The organism is Bacteroides sp. 3_1_23, assembly GCF_000162555.1.
Taxonomy (GTDB): Bacteria; Bacteroidota; Bacteroidia; order Bacteroidales; family Bacteroidaceae; genus Bacteroides; species Bacteroides ovatus.
The window spans coordinates 725,328-750,148 of record NZ_GG774949.1; the positions used below are offsets into that span (position 1 = coordinate 725,328).

Consider the following 24,821-nt stretch of genomic DNA (forward strand, 5'->3'; position numbering starts at 1 on the left):
CAATAAACGATGAAAAATAAACTATTCATATCTATCTATTGTGGTCTGATGATATTGTTGGCTTCCTGCAACAATTACTTAGACGTAAAGCCCAAAGGAAAGATAATTCCTGAAACAGCTGAAGATTTTTCGACCATTATCCATTATTGGTTGGATCAGATAGAAAAAGGAAGAGATGACGTTATCATTCCCAATCCAGAAGTAATGACAACTTTAGAGATGTTTGCCGATGACTTGAATGCAACGCTTGCCAGCAATTTCGGCTATACGAGCATTTATGTGGGAAGTGCCATTAACAAAAATCAGGCCACTTACAAAACACTCTACTCTGTTATCAAAGACTGTAATATGGTTATCGGCAACATGGATGATACGGAATCCGATTTAGCTAGAACCCTATTGGGAACAGCCTGGAGCATTCGTTCTATTTGCTATTATAACCTTATGCAGCGCTACTGTGAGCCATACCAGCCGGAGACGGCAAAAGAGACTCTCGGACTTCCACTTGTCGACGATTTTGATATGGAAGCAAAGCCTGCACGCGCCAATCTGAAAGAAACTGCTGAATTTATAGAAGAAGGATTCCGGAAAGCCCTCTCATATAATGTGTCTAATGAAGACTTTATCTTTACTTCATCCGTGACAAAAGCCTACTTCGCACGTTTCTTCTTTTGGACACAGAACTGGAGTAGTGCCATTACCTATGCCAAAGAAGTATTAGAAAAATACCCGATGCTGGAAGCTGACGAATATGTAGAAGCCATTAACCAGAAACAAGCAAAAGCACACAATGTCATTATCCGTTCATTCACCATGGATGATGATATAGGAACCATGAGTTACGCAACTGCACAAGCCGATATAAAATCAAGACCTGTCGACAGAAATTTGGTTGATTTATTTGCGGCCACCGACAATGACGTACGTCGCAAATGCAACTATGATTCCAAACGGATTGTCAATAAAATCATCACCACCAAGTTTCGTAGTGAAGAACTTTGCCTGATTATAGCCGAAGCCCACGCACATCTGAATCAGGAAACAGACGCACTAGGTTATCTTAACCAGCTTCGTTCCAAACGAATCACTCAGGATTATATAGCCTACACGATTGACAATCTCCCAGAAGTTTTCCAACAAAATATAAAAACCGACGCCACTGGGATCCCTTTGACAAAATTGATGTCAGCCATCCTCTGTGAACGCCGTAAAGAATTGTTTGTTGAAGGCGACCGCTGGTTTGAATTAAAACGCAACGGACGTCCGGAATTTTGGGTCGCTGCCAAAGGAAAGAAATTTATCACAGAAAAGTATCTGTATACTTTTCCTATTCCCAAAGCAGACATCAGATTATTTCCTGATTTGCTCATTCAAAATCCAGGCTACATAGAATAATTTATCCATAAAAAACAGAAACAGTTATGAAAAAGATACTATATATCCTATGTTTCATTCTCACAGGTTCTTCCGCTTTCTTGGTTTCATGTGATAAACCGGAAGAACTGACCCCAAAAGTAGATAATACATCAGAAGATTATTTACTTCCCACCGGAAATATCCTGAATGCACAAGACCGTGAAGAAGTACAAGCATTATGGGATGAATACAACAATGCCATTAACCAATAAAAAGGGATTAAAATGAAAACAAAAATCAAAATAACAGGCTCCTTCCTGCTAATGATTATACTAATCATAGTGTCGGCAGCTTGCAGTGATGACGACTCGTCGGGTGCAAAGTTATCTTTTAGTCGCTCCATATACATATTACCTTCTAACGGTAGCCTGGAAGTGGAATTGAGAGCTTCTGTAGCACCTGAAACAGACTTAAGCATTCCTGTCATCATTGAAGGTACTGCCATATTGGATGAAGACTATGAAATTTCTGCTAACGGGTTCATGATAAAAGCCGGAGAAACAAGTGCCACTTTAACCATTACTCCCAAAAACAACCTGACTGCCAACCGTGAAATCCGCCTTTCCATCAACCCGGTTTCCGGATATACGCTCGGTGACAAGAAAATAGCGATTATCCCCGTTGAAGTGAAAGAGCACATTATGTATACTTTCAAGCCTGTTATCTATCGTCTGTTAAGTGAAATAGACATTAGAATCGAAGTGGAAGGAGAAAATAGCGGCAGCAGTTTCAGGGCAACAACAGACATCGTGTTGCCGATAGAAATAGACCCGTCCAGTACAGCTATATTGAACGAAGATTTTGAACTTGAAAACGGAATAACTTCCGTCACCATTCCAAAAGGATCTTACTACACACGTTTTAAGATAAAAATAAAAGAAGGAGCAGAAGATTATACAGGAAAAAACGCTATCCTTAAACTAGGTACACCAGTTGACAACTCCGAACTCTACTATCCGGGCTCATTTGTATCCTATAATATAAAACTGGATCAGTTAAAGTTTACTGACATGCTGGGCAAATGGAAACCTGTGGAGATTAAAGATAAAGACAACTATGTATATATTGGTATGCCTGACGAAGACTGGGTAAATAGTCTGCCGGAAAACAATGGAGCTAATGACTACCTGGAATTTGTACATCAAGAAGATGGTACAGATAAAATAATCCCATACCTGACGGGAGATTTAAAGAACTTCTTTTGCAATCCTCAAGGACACACTGTTGTTTTCGACCATATAGAGAAAGGCATCTATAACTGGATAGCTGACGAAGAATATGACGCTCCTTATTTCATCACCTCGCAAGTGAATCGTTGTTTCTCAAAGAGAAAAACAGAGCTTGGAAATGCATTTATAGGATTGGATAAGATAGATGATAATAATATCATCATTTACTTTCACGATTTTATACCAACTGATTTCTTCAGCTCAACGTTTGAAGAGTACGGTCATTATTTCGATGCGAGTTTCTTTGGTATAACCTACACATTCACAAGGGTAGTAGAATAAACAAAACAGAAGAAAAACTTCATTAAAAATATAAGCCAATTAATTCATCTTATCACGAATTAATTGGCTTTTTTATATCTAATCATTTTATAGATTATATCTATTTCCGCAGTGCCTTCTCAATCGTAAACAATCGGTAATCATACTCCTCTTGCATTTCCCGGTTAGGTGCTACTGATTTCGCTCTCGTAAACTCACTTTTCAAATCCAACAGACAGCCATACCAGAATGGAGCCCGTTCAGGAGCAGAAGAATAAGGAATGCTCTCAATTGCCGTCATCCCCCGGTAAGGACAGACAGTCTGAATAGTCAGTTTAGAAGAAGCATTAACTGTCTCATCTTTCCCTTTCGGCACATTTACATTCGACCAAGAAATGACAAAACTCAGCAATTGTCCCTGTAAGAAACGTTTCCAGTCGTCAGGCTCCTTTCCTACCCTTGCTTCCTTAAAAAGATGATTCTTTAAATCTTCGACAGCCTGCTGTTGCGTATAAGGGTCATCTGATTTACTTTCGCTAAGCCAAAGGTTATTGAGCTGTATTAATAGCAAATTGGCAAAAAACTTCTGTGAATAGTCAGCAGCGCTACCTGTCAGCGCACAATGATTCAACAGTTCCCGATTGTCCAACCAGTTCATTTGACTGATAGCTTCCATCATCCACTGGTACGAACGACGTTGCAACTCTTTGGATACCGGTTGATAAGAAGGGTAACTATCCCCTTGATAACTGTCATTCAAATAGATTCCACCAACTTGCTGCAATACATGCTTCACATATTCATCCGCCTGATTGATAATTTCTCCATATAGTGAGGCTCGTTTTTCATAGTTGAAATCTTCCTTGTCTAACCATTGGTTTGCATTCGCCACTACTTTACCCAAATTCTCAAAAGCAATGGTTGCCGCACGAATAGCATCATTTCCCAAATCCATCTCCATTCCGCGAGGATCATAATAAGCTTTCCTGCTCTGCGGACGTTTAAAAAGCAATAATGGGTTCTGATTCCGTTCAGAAACCAGCTTCCGCAAATCCGATAATTCTTCTTGCGGTGTTTTCTTATTCATTGGCTGATAAAGATAACGAATCGCCCAATGGTCATATTCTCCCAGCACTTGTTGCGTCAAAGGTATATCAGCACTATAATTATCAACCGAAAGTAAATAGTTCATCGGCAACTTATCCATGACTGACGCAGATAGCCCATGTTTTTTTACAAACTCTTTCGACTGAAGCGAATCTACCGGATAAGCAATAGATCCTGCCATATTATCCGTCAATCCCAGACAATGCCCCCAATGCCTCAACAATAACGAAGTCAATGCTTCTTCCACCAAATCTTCATCCGGCATCAACGTGCGGGCTTTCTCGTTAAAGGAAGCTGTCTGTAAGAAATAATTCAGCTGAATTTTCGAAGCTAAATTATGAGGGATATAAATATTGGCACTTATTATTTCTCCTGTCAACGGATCACTCCAATAATTATCCGTAATCTGACCGGAAGGTGAAACGACATACCGGATACAAGACTTAGTAATACTGTTGGCATCAAATCCTATATCTTTAGGGTAAGGTTTCACATCTAACGCATTAGAAAAACCTATTTTCTGAAAGCTTTTGTTCCATATCTCAGCGCTACGATACACACACTTCTGCCATTTTTCAGGCAACAGCGTATCCACATAGAAAACAACAGGTTTATCAACAGCCAGGTTCCAGCGATTCACCCAATACTGTATGTTGCTGCCTTGCTCCTTATCCGAAAAATTCACCTTGCCGCTCCATAAAGTTCCGATACGAGGATCAGCCAAACGAGGACAATAATCCCCATCTTCCGGTAATAACATAAAAGTACGCTTCACAACTGCGCTGAAGGGAATATTTTCTGCTATCGGAAAAATACCGAATAATGACATCGCTAATTCATAGCTCATATAGCATGAAATAGATACATTATCTGGATAAGAAGCTATTCCTGATATCATTGATTGTTTCTGTTTGAAAGAGGCTTTACGCTTCACCCAGCCCCCCATCGTATTGTATGCTTTCGGATCAATCGGATTCATGTATTTATCATCCTGAAAAACATAAGATGTAACGTCAATCACCAAAGCGCTGTCCGGAGAATAAGCCTTTATAGAAAACTGATTTAAAATGACATCACTGAAACTTTTTTTCAGCGCATCTCCGATACGGGAATCTTGTTCTGTCACCGGACGGTCCGCTACCTGATATAACCTAACCAAAGAATCGGACCGGCAGAATTTCACTTGTAAAGGTGCAACAGGGCAAAAGCCAACAGATGATTCCTGAGGGTTACTTAGTTTATCGACTACACCTCCCATCAGCAAACGTTTACCCAACACATCTCTGGGTATTTCCATATATACTTTATCGTCTACCCAATAAAGATTCATCAGTCCTTTAGTTTCGACGCTATTCGGTTTATCCTTCAACAGTTTTTCGTATGCGCTTTTGGGTTTAACCTGCTCTATTTTCCCTTTTTTCTTTTTTTTGGCAACAGCCTCCAAAGGAGAAAAGACAAACACACCAAATACTGATAAAAAGAGCAAAAAGATATATTTATTCTTCATAATCATCTGTTTAATGCATTATTCATTTGATGAAGCAATAACTGATAATGAAGCCGCGTATCTTTATCAACATGTTGCTTCCGGCTGTTTAATAAATTACGTATGCGCAGGAAATAACCATAACACATACTATCCTGGTTTTTGGGAATAAAATACTCTGCCATTGGTTCGTCAAATCCAGCCACTGGATTAAACATACGCCCCAGATCGGACGCACAACAACATCCTTTATGCCCTACACCTGTTTTATGATGAAAAGCAGCTAACTGCCCCCATGCATCTTCTTCACTTTTCAATGATTTAGTATCTTTACTCAATCGGATTCCGGCAGTCGAAGCCAGGTGTTTGATAAACAAATTCTGCAGTTTCATTTGAGTAGCACTTAATTTACGTCCTTGTATAGTAGGATTCCATATATATGTATAAATATCATTCATACATTCATCAACATCATATCCTTCTTCTTTACCGGCTTTTAATGCCGAAAATTCTACCCGGGCAGGAGCTTTCATCAATAATTTCATCATTACATCCCGCAAAGCATCCGATGGTTTCCCTACCATAGGCAGTACCTTCAGGACATTTTCATCATCCAGCCAATCCAAGGTCGCCAATTGCTCCAAAAAGTAATTCATTGCCTCTTTCTGCTTCTCTTTAGGTTCAACCTGCAAGGCTTCCACCTTATCACCAACCAATTTTTCATGCAAATAGATTCCTCCTATATTATGATATACATGCAACATATAAGTCAGATATTGCATGATTATACCATCGTAAATATCCGACCGATGTGTATAATCCACATCTTCTTCTCCTAGCCATTGATTCAGATTAGCCAGAATGTATTTCAGATTTTTCACTCCATATCGGGTTGCTTTCACAGCATCATCACCCAAATCTTCCGTTTGAGAACGAGGGTCGAGTATATCCGACTGCTGCTTACCATACCGATATACAGGATTATCTGATAAATCCGTAATCCATTTCGAAGTGATGACATATTCCTCTTCCGGAGTTTTAGCTTCCGGCACAGGTGTATAATTCCAGCGAATCAGATAATCGTCATACAAACCAAAATATGGCGGCATCATACGTACTCCCCGTTCCATATCACCAGGTTGTGCCACATAATTAAAACGCGCGTAATCCATAATGGAAGTGGTAGTACCATGCTTCTGCGTAAATGAAGAAGAACGGAGCGAATCTACGGGAATTACGGAAGAAGCACTCATATTATGCATAAATCCCAAACAATGACCCACTTCGTGAGAAACGACATAACGTAAAGCATCGTCCATCACCTCTCTCGGAATTACTTTATGACGTACACGCTTATCGGCTTGAGCAGTTTGAATAAACAGCCAATTATTCAACAATTTTATGACGTTATGGTACAGATATACCGAAGCATTCAATATTTCCCCACTACGAGGGTCAACCCACGATGGTCCCATTGCATTCTCAATCCCTATCGGAGCATAACGAATACATGAATATTTCAAATTATCCGGATCAAATTCCGGATCGTCTTTCGGAAATTCTTTAGCCTGGATAGCTTGTGTAAAACCGATTTTTTCAAATGGCTCATTCCATTGATTGACAGCTTCAAATATAGATGCTTTCCAACTTTCTGGAAAACAACTGTCTACGTAGAATACTATCGGTTTAATAGGAGTCACTTTCTTCCCTTCAATATAACCTCTCAAATCTGAAGGTTCCAAACGCCAACGATTTGCATAATAGATAGAACGAGTTGTCTGTTTAGCAGCTGAATATTCATTTTTCATTGTAGGAAAAATGCCAATTCTGCTATCCATCAATCGGGGACGATAAGGAATCGTATCCAATAATATAATCGAACGGGTTACCTTTGCGGTCAGAGGTTCGTCTTTTATGTCTTTCCCTTTGCCCCCAGTCAACGAATAAGTATAATTCAAGCAACTACGGACTGATATGTTATCTTCAAAAGCCTTAAAACCATCAATAAATGATTTGTTACTTTGAAATGAGGTCAAACGTTTACGTCCCCCTGATGTATTCACGCTGTATTTATCGAACGGGGATATTAATTTATTGTCACTTACAAAGAAATCGGTAACATCAAAAACAACTGCCGTACTGTCGTTATTATAAGCCGAAATATCAAATACTTGCAGAATGGCATTCATATTACTCATCTCAATAGCTGCCTTCAATCGGTGACCATTGTCATCACCCACATTATTGGTCTGCACTGCCGACAAGCAGACTTTATTATTCAATTTCTCAAAACGAAAATGAAGAGGTTCGGTAGGTTTCGAACCAATAATAGCATTCTTATTATCACTAATTTCTGTTACTGTAGAACCTAGTAACATATCACGCTGCAACATTGATAAAGGTAGTTCAAAATAAACTTTCTCCTTTACTTTATGTACAGTGATAAAACCTTCTGCTTTTGAATGATTAGATGAGAACAGTTTATCATAAGCAGTTTTTTCTTTCTCAACAGACTCCTTCTTTTTTGACTTTTTGCGTTTAAAAGAAATAGCATTTGCTGATATGCTCCCTCCTAGTATAGAAAACACCAAAAGAGCCACCCAAATTCTTTTCATTTTGATAATAGTGTTAATTCATATTCTGTAATAGGATACAAATTTAAGAATTATAAAGAATTAACTCCAATAAAATCGACTTTTTCCTCCAGAAAAACTACACAATATTTTTTGTAATACATCGACCTATAAGTTACACTTCACTTATAAACTGCTCAAAACTATATTTAAAATCCTCATTCAATATTAGCTTATACTCCTTGGTGAATTGATCAAATGCAGTATATGCCATTCCCATGCGTTTCAAATCCACTAAAGCACGGCACTTAACGCGAACAGACTCTTCATCTAATGAATCAAATCGCAGAATACAATTTGAGATTTGTATTCTCAAGTTATCATTTCCTACAAATTGCTTGCTATCTCTTAACCGGCTCAGAAGATCAATCATTGAATCGGAATAATCTGCTTTAAAACTATCTACCCAATCAAATTGCATATTAGGAAGCAATTGACCAAATGAAGCCAGACTCAATAATTTTTCTAGATCTTCCTTATGGACCACATCTAAAGGCGCCATCTTTTGCATCAATTGATTTGCTATAGTATAGTCATTATATACATGCCCCTTATTAAGAAAGTACCAATAACCATTTGCTGATGATATCTCCGTATCTCCTACCTCTTCCAACAAAAGACGTATCTTACGTATATTTACACTACGGTTATTAGAGAAACTCTCTTCTGACTTATCATACCACAACAATTCTTTTAACTTGATATTAGAAATCCCCTTATTATTCTGATTGGAATAAAGAATAATAACAGATAATAATTGACGCATAATAGGCGTAAATTTTCCGGTAATGTCTTTTAAATCCCGATTAATAACCTGAAATCCGTTTAGCATATAAATTCCTGGTGTGGTGTTCAATACAGGAGCTTCAAACGAGGAATATAGGTGGTCATTTTCTTGAATTTCTTTTTCACTATTTATATCTGAAACAACCCCTTCTTCTTTTTCACAAATATCTTGTTGTGAAATAGATATAGCTTCTTTCTTATCATGCTTTCTGCTATTCCTTAATCTCCACCCAATTCCCCCTAAACCTGCTACACAAATACATATAAACAGTAATTTCCACCAAGTCCCCCTGTTTTCCTGTACTGTTATATTTTGAATAGGCAACACTGGAGATGCAATAGAATAAATATTAGCTTCATAATTATTCCCCTCTACTTGGTGAACTGTTACAGCGTAATAACATTTTTCTGAAGCAAGATAAATTAAATCTGCATGAGAATTAACATCTAAGAAAGTATAAGGTATTGTATCACCTAAAACAGTTTCTTGTCCATTCTCCAAATTTAAATCTTTCAAAACTAGAGAAGATAGAAAACGACCTGAAGAAAAAAACAATCCTTTTGCATGTTCACCTTTTTCTACTTCATCAACTATCAACGTAGAAGCAGCTACCTCATCACAAAGATTCTCCGGTATAGCCCACTTTTTTTCCAAAGAATAATCATTCAAGTTCAATTTATACAAATCCTTATAATGAACGACCCCATACTCCTGTTTACCCAAGTCATTTCCCAATCCTCCATAAATATAAACCAGCGAATCGGTCTTCCCTATGGCACTCAAATAGCGAGGAGTAATCACATCCGGCAACTCTCCCTTTATCACTTCACCCGACAGAGATATTCTATTCAACTCACGGGTATACAAATGAAATCCATATCCCAGAATTTGTACAATTGATGAATCTTTTGGATTGAAAAAACGATTATGTTGTGTATAAGAAGACTGCCTTTTCCGTTGGATAGGAATAGACCAACTTTTTGTTTGAAAATTGAAAAAAGACAAATTCTCCCCATCAGGTTTCTCAAAGTCATAATAAACCAACTGGCTACCTTTATCTTTCAAAGGAACAAAAAGAAACTGGTTAGTGATCCGATTTACATCAATCAATGGCGAGAAAACATATTCTTTAGTTGTACTCCGTATTAAATCATATTTGACAATACGATCTTTTGCAATAAAATAACATGCCGACTGATCTTCACACGGGACAGGAAAAGTCTTGGATGAAAAAGATAACGTTTTCCTATGTTTCCAATACATGTGACTATTAATAATCCATTCCGGATTTGATATAAAAGCTGTCATCTGCTGAAACTTGTCCTGAAGCAAAGTGTCAGATACTGCTTGCTCCAACGACCATTCATATTTTATGCTCCCAGGTTCCAGACCGATCTGTACATCCTTCAAAATAATAGGTGCCACGTCCGAAGTTGTGTAAGAAGCTAATTTATTAGCACCAAAGCAGACTTTAACAGAATGATTATCCGGGGCAGCAACTTTCTCTTTAGAAATAAGAGAACCATTATTTCTGACATATAACGTATCATTTTTATACTCCAATTCTATCTTTATCCTATTCCACTCATGAATATCGATAGTCGCAGAAGAATGTATCTTTCCTAAATATTGCTGGTCTTTAATCAAACACAAATAAGGCTCTTCGTTCACAGGATTAACCAATATCAGATTGAGGCTATTTCTATTGTCAACAATCATACGGCATACATAACCAAAATGCTCGCCTTTTTCCCTAATCTTCAAATCAAAAGAAACAGATAAATAATCTTTGAATCTCACTCCCTGATTGCCGGACGGTATGATGAATGAAGTACGTTCATCTTTTGAATATTCATAAGCACGAAAAGAAAGGCCTCCGATATTTTCACTACCCCAAGTGACTATAGTCTTCGAGATAAATAAAATATAAAATAACAGTCGGATATATTTCATAGCAAAAGCTTATTTGAAGCAAAGATATAAAAAATATGTTTTTTCAATCTTAGGATATTAAAATAATATAGTTACTCTGCACCAACAACGAAATATATCCGGCTATTATACTCCACATCCTTATCGAACCGGCATCCGGGATGAACGCAGTTCTCCTCTCAAATACTTAGCAGCTTCACCTGCCAGCCAAAGATAATGATCGGGTGCTTCTCCTTCATAAGTTATAAAAGAACTTTCACCCACCGGAGGTGTATTTGTACATTTAAAGAAAGCTGTCCCCTCATCTATCTCATCAAACATTGCCAAATAAAGGCTTTCTGCTCCTGCATCTACAGCCCCTTTCACCTGTTGCCAGAAGAAACGTCCCCCTAATCTCGGAATCATGTTTTGCGGAGCATCCTTTTTCATGTTATGCCAACTAAAGCCCGGAAACAACACCGGCATATAATCTTTACCATTCGCTTTGCACCACTTTATATCTTCCTCTATCGATTTACGATATGGCTCATACGTATGATTATCAAAACGTCCTACCAACCATGGATGAACAATATCCGCCTGTTTTACCAGTTCAAGCAATCGCGTATCAGAGACAGCATCTATCGTTAATGTCCGCCAATGAGTAGGTACACCTACCAATATGGAACAACCTTCACTCTTCAGGAAATCAATGATTTTCTTTACCTGCTCATATCCATATTTACGGCGATCATTAAACCCTATTCCCCAAACAGCAACTAACGGTTTACCATGATGATAAACATAATGATTGTTGTTCCGGGAAACTAGTTTATACTTCTCACACAGCTCTTTCCAGTCACGTATCAATATATCTTCTTCACCGGCTTCCATACCGGAAAGGTCATACATCAGGCAAATTGCCCGGTCATACTTTTCTGCCGAAAGAACAGCATTATTCAGTATTTTATTATAATTATCCTTCCCTTTCTGATTTCGTATAGAAACAACAAAACGTTGCATAAATACCCCATCAATTCCATATTGCTTCATCCATTTAAAATGCAGATCTGTAGTAGAAGCATCATACGAACTAAAAACCTTTACTGGTGTCTCATCAGGTAACTTAAAAGCCGTTTCATAGGTTTTCTCATATTCAGAAACATCCGGCCAAAGATCAATGGTACACTTGCCCGGTTTGAACTCTTTTTCTTTTTCAAAATGTTTCCAACCCAAACCAGCACCGTCTTCAGGAGTATTAAACCACCCCTGATACCCTGCCATCACTAAATTCCTTATTGATTTGAAACGAACACGACTCATCGACTCCGTCGTTTTTGTCGCCGGATCAGACATCACCACCTCTTTCGGAAACTGATTTAAGGCAATAAATTCACTGATAAACCGATCCGGATATACTTTCACAAGATTCATCCCTTGATACCCTGTCCCCAGCACCTTTCCTACCGGGCCTATCGTTATCATTTCCATATCGCCAACCTTTCCATAAGCATTGTTATGTAAATGCCCCGCAAATATTGCGTTTACTCCATATTTCTGAAACAAACGCACATATTTCTCTCGCATAGGCAAAGAGAAATTCGAATAATTCACAGGTTCATCCATCCGCTTTAGAAAAACAGAGCAATGAGTAAAAACAAACTTGAATCTGGCATCCTTCGTTTTCTGTAATTCCTGTTCCAGCCACTTAAATTGAACTTCTTCCCTCTCCTTGTCCTCTTCTTTTATTATATTTGAATCAATACCTATAAATGCACAATCACCATACCTGAATGAAAAATGGGTTTCTCCGTAGTTTTTTTTATAATTATCTATAGAAGCCCGGCTGACCTTACCTATATCGTGATTTCCCGGAATCATATAAACCTTCACTGAAGGGTCTATTTGAGCAATCATCGACTTATAAGCAGCAATCTGTTCCTTACTCTTCGAATTATTTACAAAATCACCGGTTATCACCACAAACGGAGGTTTTAACTGATTTATAGCTGTCACAGCCTTATTCATAGCCTCTGTTTCTGCCGAAATACTCTTATTATTATCCATGAAGCCAAATTGGGGATCACTTAATTGCAAAAAGAAAAAGGGAGCAGAATCCGCAGCTATCCCATGAGATACAAAAACAGCCAGGAGAAAACAAACGACCGATATTATTTTCTTTCTCATAAATTATTTATTGTTATCACGAGATACGACGATCTGCCTGATGCATCGTATCCCGTTATTAATAACTATTACTTCTTAAATTGATTTCTGGTTATCTTCAGAAATTCAGATTTGTTTTCCTCCGTCGGTTCCAAATTCGTTCCTTTCTGGTAATTATTCCATGAATTGACTAACACAATGTTTTTACTTCCGATATTCCGTTTAGCTACATTACAGAAATTAATATAATCAGCAGTCTCTCCATCTTGCCCGAAAGTATATTTATAACTTGAAGTTGAATTGATACGGTCATTATAAGAAGGAAAGATACAAGGAACAAAGTCTGTATTCCATTTGGCTATTGTAGTCTTCCAATTGGCCCAATTCAAATCAACAAAACTGAAAAAGGCATAATAACGGTCGTACATATTCGTTGACCAATCGTTCACTGTCACTCCATCAAAAGAAGCAATCTGATGTTCCTCATAATTCACCGGAGCTACCCAACCGGTAGTAAATTCCCCAATCGTATAAAGATCATACCCCAATTCTGATACAGCCTTCTTTAATGCCGGGATGACCAAAGAATAATCAATACTCTTCAATGCAGAAGAAGAAAGGTTAGACGGAGTTATTAGAATAACCGGTCTTCCGTTCATTTTATAATAGGCCTCATCATTAAATAAAGGCACTAAAGTATTCGTAAAGTCATTGATCATCTTATTCAAATTCTCTTCCTCTTGAAGCGGTTTGTCATTAGATACTTTCAGATGTTTGGTGTTATAATTGATCACCAAGCGGACTTTTGCATTGGTTGCCGTACGTACAGACTTAAAGTTTGTAATCAATGTATTATCTGCTGAAGCAGCATCCCAAGTAACTATCAGAAAGTCCAAGGCAGCCTCATCCGCCCAAGCAAGCTGTTGCTGTAACACGCCACTGGTTGTAGACAAATATTCACCCAACAAAGGAGTACCGGCATATATTTTATTACCGGACTTTAACCAGCTGGAAGAGGAAGTTATATTGGTATAATAAGCACCGACTATCGCATCCACAGGTAAATCCGTCTGTGGTATATCATACACATATTTGCTCTTATCAGGAGCCAAATGATCGTCTTTATCACAAGATACAGCTAACAAAGCGATGAATCCGAGCAATATAATAGTTATCTTTTTCATATCCTTCATTTTTTAATTATTCGTCAAATAAGGGTTAGTCTTAGTGGGCAATGCAAACCATAACTTAGTCGACATTGCATCCTGTCCACCATCGAGATTGGCAATACCTTTCGTCAATTCATATTCATTGTTTGTTTTCTCGCTATCGGGATATACCAATCGCTGTGGAATATAAGCATAAGGATTATCCTTGGTACCGGCATTTACAGCGCCATATCCGGTTTCCGGCGAGAAATGCGGCGGGAATTCCAATACTTGGCTACGGCGAATCAGTGTCCACGCATCCAACGATTGATAAAACATAGCTATATATTGCTGCATGATAATCTGACGATAAATCGGATCTGGTTCATCAGAGGTAATAGCAGAAGATACAATGCCGATAAAATCTTTATAATAATCTTCACCTTCTTCTGTGACTGTGAGATCTGTCAATGTATTCCATTTAATTCCCGGAGTCTGAAGATAATTATTTACTTTTCCACCGTCTACGCCATATTGAGCCATTGAAGCGTTCACACCAGCATTGTAATAAGCCTCGGCTGTTTGCGAACCACTTCCCAAACCTTTATGAACCAATTCACTTTTCAACAGGCACACTTCTGCATAATTCATAATTACTTCTGCATAACTTTGCTCCGTGAATTTATCCTGTAATTGAGAGTAATCATCCGCCGTCTTTCCACTATGCGGATTGGGAGACAAGCTGACTCCCGAAGGCAAATTAGAAACTTTCGGTTGTCCCCAATAAGGTGCCCAATGGAAGTTATCAGGCATAGAAGCAGCATTGGCAGGAGTGAAAAATTTCTCCAACCGCGGATCAGCATAGGGAGCCATATACATCAGAATCGATTCGCCGGCAGAGTGAAGCTTATCCAAATTACTTTCACGGTTGATAACCAGATAATCATAAAAATAATTTCTTGTATCTGCGTTATCTCCCCATTGCAAAAGACAATTATCTTCATTACTTGTCATCAAGTTCTGTTCATTTTCCATAAGTTCATCAATCACTTCAGTCGCTTTCGAACGGTCAGCATTACAAATACGAACGGCCAAACGCAAACGTAGTGAATTGGCAAACTTCTTCCATTTCAATAAGTCGCTGGATTTCTGTCCTGAAGGAAAAATAGGGTCTGCTTTATAAACATCTCCATCCATCTTCAACCCGTCGGCACATGCTTTCAAATCATTCAGCATAGCATAATAAATATCCGATTCCTTATCGTAAGGCACTCTCTCGCCGGCATTAAAAGCCTGACTTTTAGGAATACCTCCCCAAATAGAAACTGCTTGTGAGAAAAGATAGTTTTCCCATATTTTAGCAATAAGTACACGATTGTGATATTGCTCGTCATTTTCCATTTGCGTTTGTATAAAGTGAACAGGAAAAATAGCATAATTATATACATTCTTCCAATATGAATCATTGGTTGAACCTTGATTTCCATACCGTTGTACCTGTCCACCGGCAGCTCCACCATAATAATGGCTATAGTTGGCCAACAACACTTTTTTCATGCTTCCGCAAAAAGCATTCAGCGTATAATAAGAACTCGTATTGAACAAATATTCAGGATTAATTTCATTAAGTTCATTGGGATTGGCATTGGCAGATTCAAAGTCATTCGTACACGAAACGAAAGAAATGGCCATTGCAGCAAAACCGGCTAATAATATTTTAATCTGTTTCATAATATTCTATCTTTAGAAGGTTAGTTTAATATCAAATCCGACAGAAGATACGGGCGGCATTCTTCCATATTCTATACCTTGAGCATTTCCTGATGAAGAAGAAGCCTCCGGATCTATGCCTTTAGGAGTATTTTGATGAAGAATAGCTAAATTACGTCCTACCACAGCCAGTCGTAGACCACTAATCGGCAATTTCTTTAGGATAGACTTCGGAAGACTGTAGGCAACAGAAAGTTCACGGAATTTAATATAGGAAGCATCAAATACAGATCTTTCATCATAGCTGGCATAGCGATTATTGGGCTTGACAAACAAGAGACAAGGCGTTCCGTCTTCAAAATAAGCGTCCGGATATTGATAACCGGAAGTTGCCTTTGCACTACTCTCACCATAAATCACATTACTCAAATAATATCCTTCACGTCCTTCGGCAGATTCGGCAACCACACCGGCTGTTGTCGCTCTATTCCATGTTCCCGAATAAAGAGTTCCTCCAATACGTGCATCAAACAGGAAACTAACTGTAAAATTCTGGATTCTGAAATTGCTTCCAAAACTTCCCGTCCATTTCGGCTCGGCACAGCCTAAATATTGCGTATTATCCGTTACCAATATTTTACCTGAAGAATCGACTAATTTACGTCCCTGGTCATCACGTTTCCAGGCACGTCCCCGAATGACTCCATAAGGCATACCTTCTTCCAACATGATACTGACATTGCTTGATTTCAATAATTGCACATTAGGATTTCCGTCCACTACCTTAATCACTTCCGACCGATTACGCGCCCAGTTGATATTCGCATTCCATTCAAACAATTTGGTCTTGACGGGAGTAGCAGACAACACAACTTCCCATCCTTGATTACGTACATGACCTGTATTCAAGAATTTAAAACTATAACCGCTAGGCACCGGCAAAGCGACTTTCGTTATCAAGTCATAGGCATCAGAACGATAATAAGTTACATCTACACCCAAACGATTATGGAAAAAGCGGAGATCAGCTCCAAGTTCCAAAGAACGGTTACGTTCCGGCAAAAGTTGATCATTATTTAAAGTTGTACTAATGGTTTGCAAAGGTGAACCATTATAAATGCTACCCAACTTATAGGTTTGATTAATCCGATATGGATCTGTGTCAGAACCGGCATAAGCAAAAGAAGCACGAATCTTACCGAACGACAAGATAGGTGATTTGATCTTAAATGCATCGGTAAAAATAAACGTAGCACCAAAAGAAGGATAAAAATAAGAGCAATTATCCAGTGGTAAAGTAGACGACCAGTCATTGCGGGCCGTTACATCTAAATAAACATAACTATTGTAACCTAATGACACCGAGCCGTAAGCAGAACGGATTATCTTCTTAGATTGCAGTTGAGTGGCACTAGGATACTCATTCGAGTTAGAAATATTCTTGAAATCAGGAACCAATATACTATTCACACTTTCCGTTCTTTTCTCCGAGTTGCGTTCATATCGGCTAATACCGGCAATGGCATTGACTGATATTTTATGAAATGTTTTATTATACATCAATAAAGCTTCAAAGTTAGTAGAAGTACTGTTATTAATCCAGTTCTTCATACCACCGTCCACATCACTACGTGCACCCAGATTAAAGAACTCCATTCCTTTCCACCAATAAGCATCCAGTCCGGCTTTACCTACCGCCTTCAAGCCCGGAAGTAATTTTACTTCCAGATTCATCGATCCGCTCACCCTGTCACGCGTGTCAGAGTTCGTATTTTCATAAATATTCCAATACGGATTATAACCACGTTCACCAATCGGAATCATTTCATTTCCATTTTCATCCTTATAATGTTTCAATACATCAATAGAAAGCGAACGAGGAAGAGTAACAAACGCATATATAGGATTCTTATCCGAACCATTCATATATTGACGGTTGTCTACCTTTTCATGTGAGTAAGTCATTTTAGAATCTAAAGTCATCCATTTAGTAATCGTATTCATCAACCGGAGATTGAATATATCTTTAAAGCTTTCATTGATACCGTGTACTACACTATTACCCTTACTTCTCGTATACGATACGCGATAATTATTCTTTTTCGAACCACCTTCCACAGCCAATGTATGCGTGTACCGATGGGCGGTTTCGTAGAAATCCTTCACATTGTCCGGATGTGAAGAATGAGTAGTAAGTACACCGTCATGTCCATAGATAACCTGATCCCACAAAGGTGCTCCCCAGCTACGCAATTTAGCACCTGCAGAAGAATTATAACCACTGAAATTCGGTAAATCTGTTGGCAACCTGTTACCATTAGGTTGAAGCGTCAATTTATGGTCAAGCAAATAAGAGTTCTCTCCTGTTCCCCAACCATTCTGATAATCTAAAAACTGGTTCACTTTTTCAAATTGAAAATTTCCGCTATAAGATACTTTTGTTTTTTCGAATGTTCTCGAACGTTTAGTTGTCACCAATACAACCCCCTGTGCTGCACGCGAACCATAAAGTGCAGCTGCATTCGGTCCCTTCAGGATTTCAATGCTTTCAATATCATCCGGATTGATATCCGCTACCGGATTACCAAGGTCGGTAGAACCTGTACCACCATCAACGGTCACACTTGTATCACCCGGTTCGTTTTCAATAATCATACCATCAATCACGAATACGGGCTGTGAGTTTTCAGTCAGTGAGCTTGTTCCGCGAATGACAATGCGCGCACTACCATTGCTCGTTCCCGGAGGAGTAATGGTAACCCCCGCCACCTTACCGGAAAGAGAAGATATCAGATTGCCACTACTATTTTCTGCCAAGGCTTCCGCATTTACACTCTGCCGTGAATAATTAAGACTCTTAGCTTCACGCGTCACTCCGAGAGCGGTAACAACCACTTCATCAAGAGCCTTCGCCGTGCTGGCCAAAGATACATTGATATGAGTCAAACCGGTAATTTTAGCCGTTTTCGTCTCCATTCCGACATACGAAAATTTCAATTCTTGACATCCATTAGGCACATTAAGTGTAAACATACCATTTATATCGGTAATTGTACCTACCGATTTAGCGTTCGTCTTACCATCCGGATCAACAGCTACCACCGTAGCTCCTATGATAGGCATTCCATCCGCAGCATCTGTCACTTTACCCGTTATACGCTTTCCTTGCGCATAACCCGATACACTTATTACTAAAAAGAATAAGAATAGGAAGTAGTTTTTCATAATACTTAATTATTAAATTAAAGAATACAGTATTGATTAATGCATTAAAGATGAACCAAAGATATTTTATGGTGATTAATATTAGATTAATATTCTCTTAATGACGGGACTTTACAAAAAAAATATTTGTAGAAGATAGATTTTAAGGTTACATTAAGTTTTCATTAATCAAACCATCCTATATTTACAGCAAATCTAATTAAAACCATCGAAAAATAAAAAAATCTGTTTATGTACAAGAGAAAATTCATTCCGTTAGTACTGTTAATGATTTTAATCGTCAATGGATGCAGCAACAAGCAAGAGGTAGTGTTAACTCCGGTTGACTATGTAAATCCTTATATGGGGAATATCAGCCATTTGTTAGTTCCTACTTACCCAACTGTCCATCTTCCCAATAGTATGCTCCGCATCTATCCGGAAAGAGCAGATTACACCTCTGATAAAATAAAAGGCTTACCGGTCATTGTCACCTCGCATCGGGGAAAGTCTGCATTCAGCCTGTCTTTCTATCAGGGAGCAGAGAGCGGATTACAACCGGTATATTACTATTGTTATGATAATGAAGTGATAAAACCCTATTCCTATTCTTCCTATTTTGAAGAAGAAGAGGTTTCCACTAAATTTGCTCCCTCCCACCAGGCAGGAATCTATGAACTAAGTTTCCGGAAAAACGATGCTCCATATTTAATACTTAGTACCACCAATGGTGAGCTTAAAACTACGGAGAATACCATTTCCGGTTATCAGAACATAGATCATCAAACCAAAGTATATGTTTATATGGAGACTTCCGCACTGCCGGAAAAAACGATGACTGTCAGCAAAGAAGAAATAAATCACAGCCACACTGCCATAAAAGGCAAGAACGTAGGTATCGCTCTCTTATATTCAACAGATATAAAAACAATCAAAGTTCGCTACGGCATTTCCTTCATTGATGAAAAGCAAGCAAAAGCCAACCTACAGCGGGAAATAAAAGATTATGATGTGGAAAACCAGATGAACATTGCCAAAAACATCTGGAACCAAACATTAAGTAAAATCAAAGTGGAAGGAATAGACGAAAATGCAAAAGCAATATTTTATACTTCCCTCTACCGGACTTACGAACGGATGATTTGCCTTTCGGAAGACAACCGCTATTACAGTGCTTTCGACAATAGTATCCACAAAGATTTTGTCCCATTTTATACCGACGATTGGATTTGGGACACGTATAGAGCAGTCCACCCCTTACGTGTCATCATCGAACCACAAATGGAAGCTGACATGATTCAGTCTTTTATCAGAATGGCACAGCAAATGGAACATAACTGGATGCCTACATTTCCTGAAGTGACGGGAGACAGCCGTAGAATGAATTCCAATCACGGTGTAGCCACTGTTATCGATTCATATATAAAAGGAATCCGTAACTTTGATTTATCAGCTGCTTACGAAGCCTGCAAACTTGGTATTACAGAAAAAACGTTAGCCCCGTGGTCAGGCATAAAGGGAGGTGAAATCACAAAATTCTATTGGGAAAACGGATATTTACCGGCATTGGCACCGGGAGAACAAGAAACAGCTGACGAAGTACACCCATTTGAAAAACGCCAACCGGTAGCCGTCACTCTAGGTACGTCTTACGATGAATGGTGCCTGGCACAAATAGCCAAACAACTTGGGTATGAGAAAGACTATAACTATTTTCTACAAGGGAGTAAAAACTATCGGAATATTTTCAATCCTGAAACAAAATTCTTCCATCCCAAAAATGCAAAAGGCGAATTCATAGAACCCTTTGATTATGCCACTGCCGGCGGATTAGGTGCTCGTGAAGCATACGGCGAGAATAACGGTTGGATATACCGATGGGATGTTCCCCATAATATTGCTGATTTAATTGAACTGATGGGAGGGAAAGAAGCATTCAGAAATAATCTTGAAACGATGTATAACACTCCATTGGGCGAAGCCAAATATGTATTTTATGCGCAATTACCGGATCATACGGGTAATGTAGGCCAATTTTCAATGGCTAATGAACCCAGTATGCACATTCCTTACCTGTACAACTATATAGGAGAACCCTGGAGAACTCAAAAAAGAGTAAGAACATTGCTCGATGAATGGTTTAGAAATGACCTGATGGGACTTCCGGGCGACGAAGATGGCGGAGGAATGTCAGCATTTGTAGTCTTCTCCATGCTAGGTTTCTATCCTATTACTCCTGGTTTGCCTATTTATGTCATCGGAACTCCTATGTTCGAAAGAGCAGTTATTGAAACAGGAGCCGGCAAATCATTCGAAGTCATTGCGCACAACTATTCGCCGACAAATAAATATATCCAATCAGCCAAATTAAATGGCAAAGATTGGAACCAGTCCTGGTTCGAACATAAAGAACTGATGAATGGCGGCAAACTGGAATTTACAATGGGAAACACTCCCAATAAGAATTGGGCGGCAGACAGTGTGCCCCCTTCTTTTGAAATGAATAAATAACAGAATATGAATAAAATATTATTTGTCCTTTTATCGCTTTTGACTTCTCTGCAATCATACTCCCAAGAGCAAAATGAAAAAGAAGTTTCATTTCTCTTGTTGGGAGATATACACTATGATTTATTGGAAGATCACGATATGGAATGGTTATCCACCAAACCGGATGATCTGCGCCAAGTTACCAAAGAATATTCAGTATTCACGAAAAATACATGGCCGGAATTCTCCCGGATAATCAGCGGGAAAGTTCAAAAACACCAGCCGTCAATAAAAGCCGTTCTGCAAATGGGGGACTTGTCAGAAGGATTGGCCGGTTCTCCACAAAAAGCAATACAGATGGCTAACAGTGCTTTTAAAGCTGTCAACAAAATGAATCTGAAAGTACCTTTCATTATGACTAAAGGTAATCATGATATCACAGGGCCAGGGGCTAAAGAAGCTTTTGAAAAAGTATACTTACCCAATATGGCAAGGTTGGCAGGACATCCATCCTTACAGTCAGCCAATTACACTACTACTCTTGATGATGTATTATTTGTGTGTTATGATCCATGGGATCGGAATCCGGAAAGGCTACAACAATTAGAAAAGTCACTAGCCGGTTCGAAGGCAACTTACAAGTTTGTCATGTTACACGAGCCTGTGATTCCGGTAAACGAAAGATGCTGGCATGTATTCCGACAAGATAATACCAAAAGGGAACAATTGCTGCAAATCATTGCCAGTCAACAAGCAATCGTGCTCTGTGCACATCTGCATCTATACTCCGTTATCTGTCGGGACACTCCTTGGGGACCTATCGTTCAGATTCTCGTCAACAGTGTCATCAAAGATAAAAATATACTGGTTCCAAAAAATGTAGTTACAGACTATAGTCCTGAATTTGTAACGGCACACCCACAATGGCAACCTTCTACTCTACAACAGCGTATGGAATGGATTGATAAAGAAACTCCCCATATCCGTTTTTTCAAACAAATGGATTTACCGGGCTACGGCATCCTTTCTATTGACAAAGAAAACAACCAGATGCAATTAGAATATTATGCCGCATTTGGAGAAAAGCCATACGATACAGTCAACATATCCGAATTACTTACTTCTAATTAAAACATATTAGCCATGAATGTAAAATTTAAAACTCACTTATTTATTCTCTCCTTATTCTTTTGCTATAATCTATCAGCACAAGAAATCGTCAAAGGAGATTTTAAGAACGAAAATCCACAAAGTTCGTATGTTCCTTCATTTGACATGGATGCTACCGACAAACCGGTGAAGAATGTCATCTTAATGATAGGTGACGGCATGGGACTGGCACATATCTGTTCAGGAATGTATGCCAATCAAGGACAGCTTACTATCACTAATTTAAAAACATGCGGTTTCGTCAGAACGCAATCTGCCAACAAATTTACAACAGATTCAGCTGCTTCCGGAACTGCTTACTCAACCGGAAAGAAAACTAAAAACGGAGCGCTCGGAATGGATGAAAATAACCAAGTTATTCCAAACTTACCGGAGAAGTTATCCGGCTATGGCTACATTTCAGGAATCGTTACCACTGACAATCTCGACGGAGCTACTCCTGCTGCTTTCTTTGCTCACCAACCGGAACGTGGAATGTCTAAAGAAATTTGGGCGGATCTTCCTAACAGTAAGCTGACATTCTTTTCTGCCGGTAGTTATGAACTATTTGAAAAACAAGCACCAAACGTGCAAAAGGAAATCAAAAAAGAGTTTACCATCATAGAAGAGCCGAATGACAAAGCTATCAAGAAATCTAAAAAACTGGGATACTTACCCACAAAGAGCAAAACAGCTTCTGTAAACGAAAACCGGGGAGATTTCCTTCCGTCTACCACCCAAATGGCTATTGACTATCTTTCGAGCAGGAGTACTAACGGTTTCTTCTTAATGGTAGAAGGTGCCCGAATAGATAAAAGTGCGCACAGCAATGATTATTCGGCTGTTGTCCGTGAAGTATTGGACTTTGACAAGGCGGTAGAAGCTGCTATCAGATTTGCAGAAAAAGATGGAAATACATTAGTGATTATTTCAGCTGATCATGAAACCGGAGCATTAGCTTTACGTGACGGAAACATAAAAGAAGGCAAAATGAAAGCAATGTTTGTATCTAAAGGACATACACCAATCATGGTTCCACTGTTTGCATACGGTCCACAATCCAAGCTTTTTGGTGGTGTTCAGGAAAACAGCGATGTAAGCAATAAAATATTCCAATTGCTCGCTAAATAAAATATAAAACAGATCTGTCATTCTTCCTTATTTCAGTTTGAATGACAGATAAACACTCAATATAATACAGGATACCTTTATTAAAGTAGTCTACATTATTTATTCATGGAGACAGGGTAGCAAGCAAGACCAGCAAATCCCCTACAGAAGAGATTTTGAGCACAAAACTACCGTTAAATAATCCTGTATTTTCTTTGCAATATATTGCCCCATTAATTGTTGCCCTTCTACATCTGGATGTAATCCGTCTTTCAAATAACGCCCACGTTCTTCCCAAACTTCATCTTCCGCTTTAATACCACATTCAGAATAACAATCAATCACTGGAACAGAAAAAGCATTGCATATTTCCCGCAAAACTGCTATTTTTTTCAAGTTCAGGTCATTATGAGACACACTTCCCGACTGAATTGGCGTACAGAGAAATACCCGACACTCCGGAAAACGCTCAATTATAGTCTGAATACACCAGCGAGCTCCCCCTGCCATAGTAGTAAGATCCACTTTATCCAATATTTTCTCTTTCAAAGCGTCAGACGCCCTTCCTATTTTAGTATCATTTGTACCCATAGAAAAAACAAATATATCCGGTACCGGAAAACTACCGTTTTCTACTTCTGATATAAACTTCTGAATATGTACTTTTGCCACATTATTGTGTCTTTTCTGTATTTCCACTTTATCATCTGTAGATTTCCACCCACCGGAAATACCGACAAAGTCCTTACTGCCATATTCTTGCGTATCAATATAACATGCCCATTTTGCCGATCCTACCGCAACATTATGATGAGTGGCAAAACCAAGTATATCAACAACCGTTTTTGACCACTGATTACCCGCAGTAATACTATTCCCGTCACAACCGAAATGCATCTTACTGAAATCCACCTTCACCTGTGTCTGCACTACCGCTTCCTGTGCCTGATGGTCTGCCGAACATCCGGTAAAAAGCAAAACGATTAAAATCCATTTCTTCATCTTAATACTCCT

The 24,821-nt window shown here is 38.8% G+C and carries 14 protein-coding genes; 6 read left to right on the forward strand and 8 right to left on the reverse strand.

The features are described from left to right. Positions 1–9 precede the first annotated feature (9 nt). The 3 genes from HMPREF9010_RS21475 to HMPREF9010_RS21465 are packed head-to-tail and all read left to right on the forward strand — an operon-like array spanning position 10 to position 2,927. Positions 10–1,395, forward strand: a complete 1,386-nt coding sequence (locus HMPREF9010_RS21475; RefSeq protein WP_008646868.1) for a RagB/SusD family nutrient uptake outer membrane protein — start codon at positions 10–12, stop codon at positions 1,393–1,395. Between the two features lie 26 nt (positions 1,396–1,421). After that, a complete protein-coding gene (locus tag HMPREF9010_RS21470) occupies positions 1,422–1,628 on the forward strand; it encodes a hypothetical protein (RefSeq protein ID WP_008646870.1) in 207 nt (68 codons plus the stop codon). Between the two features lie 12 nt (positions 1,629–1,640). Beyond that, positions 1,641–2,927 (forward strand): hypothetical protein, encoded by a 1,287-nt coding sequence (locus HMPREF9010_RS21465; RefSeq protein ID WP_008646873.1) that lies wholly within the window; start codon positions 1,641–1,643, stop codon positions 2,925–2,927. Positions 2,928–3,027: 100 nt separating this feature from the next. On the opposite strand, the gene HMPREF9010_RS21460 is transcribed toward HMPREF9010_RS21465, so the two are convergent. The 7 genes from HMPREF9010_RS21460 to HMPREF9010_RS21435 all read right to left on the reverse strand — a co-directional run bounded on the left by HMPREF9010_RS21460 (position 3,028) and on the right by HMPREF9010_RS21435 (position 19,079). Further along, positions 3,028–5,526 (reverse strand): zinc-dependent metalloprotease, encoded by a 2,499-nt coding sequence (locus HMPREF9010_RS21460; protein WP_008646876.1) that lies wholly within the window; start codon positions 5,524–5,526, stop codon positions 3,028–3,030. Then, complete coding sequence (locus tag HMPREF9010_RS21455; protein ID WP_032852432.1) at positions 5,523–8,114, reverse strand: zinc-dependent metalloprotease; 2,592 nt, start codon at positions 8,112–8,114, stop codon at positions 5,523–5,525. Before HMPREF9010_RS21455 ends, HMPREF9010_RS21460 begins: the two co-directional genes overlap by 4 nt. 133 nt (positions 8,115–8,247) lie before the next feature. Then, positions 8,248–10,872, reverse strand: a complete 2,625-nt coding sequence (locus HMPREF9010_RS0123945) for a hypothetical protein (RefSeq protein WP_032852433.1) — start codon at positions 10,870–10,872, stop codon at positions 8,248–8,250. A 120-nt stretch (positions 10,873–10,992) separates the two neighbouring features. Further along, positions 10,993–13,017 carry a metallophosphoesterase gene (locus HMPREF9010_RS21450; protein WP_008646880.1) on the reverse strand — a complete coding sequence of 675 codons (2,025 nt, stop codon included), beginning with the start codon at positions 13,015–13,017 and terminating at the stop codon, positions 10,993–10,995. Positions 13,018–13,085: 68 nt separating this feature from the next. Next, complete coding sequence (locus tag HMPREF9010_RS21445) at positions 13,086–14,180, reverse strand: glycoside hydrolase family 99-like domain-containing protein (RefSeq protein WP_032852583.1); 1,095 nt, start codon at positions 14,178–14,180, stop codon at positions 13,086–13,088. A 12-nt stretch (positions 14,181–14,192) separates the two neighbouring features. Further along, positions 14,193–15,875 (reverse strand): SusD/RagB family nutrient-binding outer membrane lipoprotein, encoded by a 1,683-nt coding sequence (locus tag HMPREF9010_RS21440; RefSeq protein WP_008646882.1) that lies wholly within the window; start codon positions 15,873–15,875, stop codon positions 14,193–14,195. A 12-nt stretch (positions 15,876–15,887) separates the two neighbouring features. After that, positions 15,888–19,079 (reverse strand): SusC/RagA family TonB-linked outer membrane protein, encoded by a 3,192-nt coding sequence (locus HMPREF9010_RS21435; RefSeq protein ID WP_008646883.1) that lies wholly within the window; start codon positions 19,077–19,079, stop codon positions 15,888–15,890. 231 nt (positions 19,080–19,310) lie between these two features. On the opposite strand from HMPREF9010_RS21435, the gene HMPREF9010_RS21430 reads away from it, so the two are divergent. Genes HMPREF9010_RS21430 through HMPREF9010_RS21420 form a run of 3 tightly spaced genes read left to right on the forward strand, consistent with a single transcriptional unit; the run spans position 19,311 to position 23,828 of the window. Next, positions 19,311–21,569, forward strand: coding sequence for a GH92 family glycosyl hydrolase (locus tag HMPREF9010_RS21430; protein ID WP_008646884.1), 2,259 nt, complete (start codon positions 19,311–19,313; stop codon positions 21,567–21,569). Positions 21,570–21,575: 6 nt separating this feature from the next. Continuing rightward, the gene (locus HMPREF9010_RS21425) at positions 21,576–22,679 is read left to right on the forward strand and encodes a metallophosphoesterase family protein (RefSeq protein ID WP_008646890.1); all 1,104 of its coding nucleotides are present in this window, start codon (positions 21,576–21,578) and stop codon (positions 22,677–22,679) included. Positions 22,680–22,691: 12 nt separating this feature from the next. After that, positions 22,692–23,828 carry an alkaline phosphatase gene (locus tag HMPREF9010_RS21420; RefSeq protein ID WP_008646891.1) on the forward strand — a complete coding sequence of 379 codons (1,137 nt, stop codon included), beginning with the start codon at positions 22,692–22,694 and terminating at the stop codon, positions 23,826–23,828. Positions 23,829–23,969: 141 nt separating this feature from the next. Here HMPREF9010_RS21420 and HMPREF9010_RS21415 read toward each other — a convergent pair whose 3' ends face one another. Then, complete coding sequence (locus HMPREF9010_RS21415) at positions 23,970–24,809, reverse strand: SGNH/GDSL hydrolase family protein (protein ID WP_004324101.1); 840 nt, start codon at positions 24,807–24,809, stop codon at positions 23,970–23,972. Positions 24,810–24,821 lie beyond the last annotated feature (12 nt).

Excerpts from the sequence above, each read along its gene's own strand:
- HMPREF9010_RS21455 (WP_032852432.1), bottom strand. The coding sequence starts at position 8,114 with ATGAAAAGAATTTGGGTGGCTCTTTTGGTGTTTTCTATACTAGGAGGG.
- HMPREF9010_RS21420 (WP_008646891.1), top strand. The coding sequence starts at position 22,692 with ATGAATGTAAAATTTAAAACTCACTTATTTATTCTCTCCTTATTCTTT.
- HMPREF9010_RS21475 (WP_008646868.1), top strand. The coding sequence starts at position 10 with ATGAAAAATAAACTATTCATATCTATCTATTGTGGTCTGATGATATTG.
- HMPREF9010_RS0123945 (WP_032852433.1), bottom strand. The coding sequence starts at position 10,872 with ATGAAATATATCCGACTGTTATTTTATATTTTATTTATCTCGAAGACT.
- HMPREF9010_RS21470 (WP_008646870.1), top strand. The coding sequence starts at position 1,422 with ATGAAAAAGATACTATATATCCTATGTTTCATTCTCACAGGTTCTTCC.
- HMPREF9010_RS21445 (WP_032852583.1), bottom strand. The coding sequence starts at position 14,180 with ATGAAAAAGATAACTATTATATTGCTCGGATTCATCGCTTTGTTAGCT.
- HMPREF9010_RS21425 (WP_008646890.1), top strand. The coding sequence starts at position 21,576 with ATGAATAAAATATTATTTGTCCTTTTATCGCTTTTGACTTCTCTGCAA.
- HMPREF9010_RS21435 (WP_008646883.1), bottom strand. The coding sequence starts at position 19,079 with ATGAAAAACTACTTCCTATTCTTATTCTTTTTAGTAATAAGTGTATCG.
- HMPREF9010_RS21460 (WP_008646876.1), bottom strand. The coding sequence starts at position 5,526 with ATGATTATGAAGAATAAATATATCTTTTTGCTCTTTTTATCAGTATTT.
- HMPREF9010_RS21430 (WP_008646884.1), top strand. The coding sequence starts at position 19,311 with ATGTACAAGAGAAAATTCATTCCGTTAGTACTGTTAATGATTTTAATC.
- HMPREF9010_RS21415 (WP_004324101.1), bottom strand. The coding sequence starts at position 24,809 with ATGAAGAAATGGATTTTAATCGTTTTGCTTTTTACCGGATGTTCGGCA.
- HMPREF9010_RS21440 (WP_008646882.1), bottom strand. The coding sequence starts at position 15,875 with ATGAAACAGATTAAAATATTATTAGCCGGTTTTGCTGCAATGGCCATT.
- HMPREF9010_RS21450 (WP_008646880.1), bottom strand. The coding sequence starts at position 13,017 with ATGAGAAAGAAAATAATATCGGTCGTTTGTTTTCTCCTGGCTGTTTTT.
- HMPREF9010_RS21465 (WP_008646873.1), top strand. The coding sequence starts at position 1,641 with ATGAAAACAAAAATCAAAATAACAGGCTCCTTCCTGCTAATGATTATA.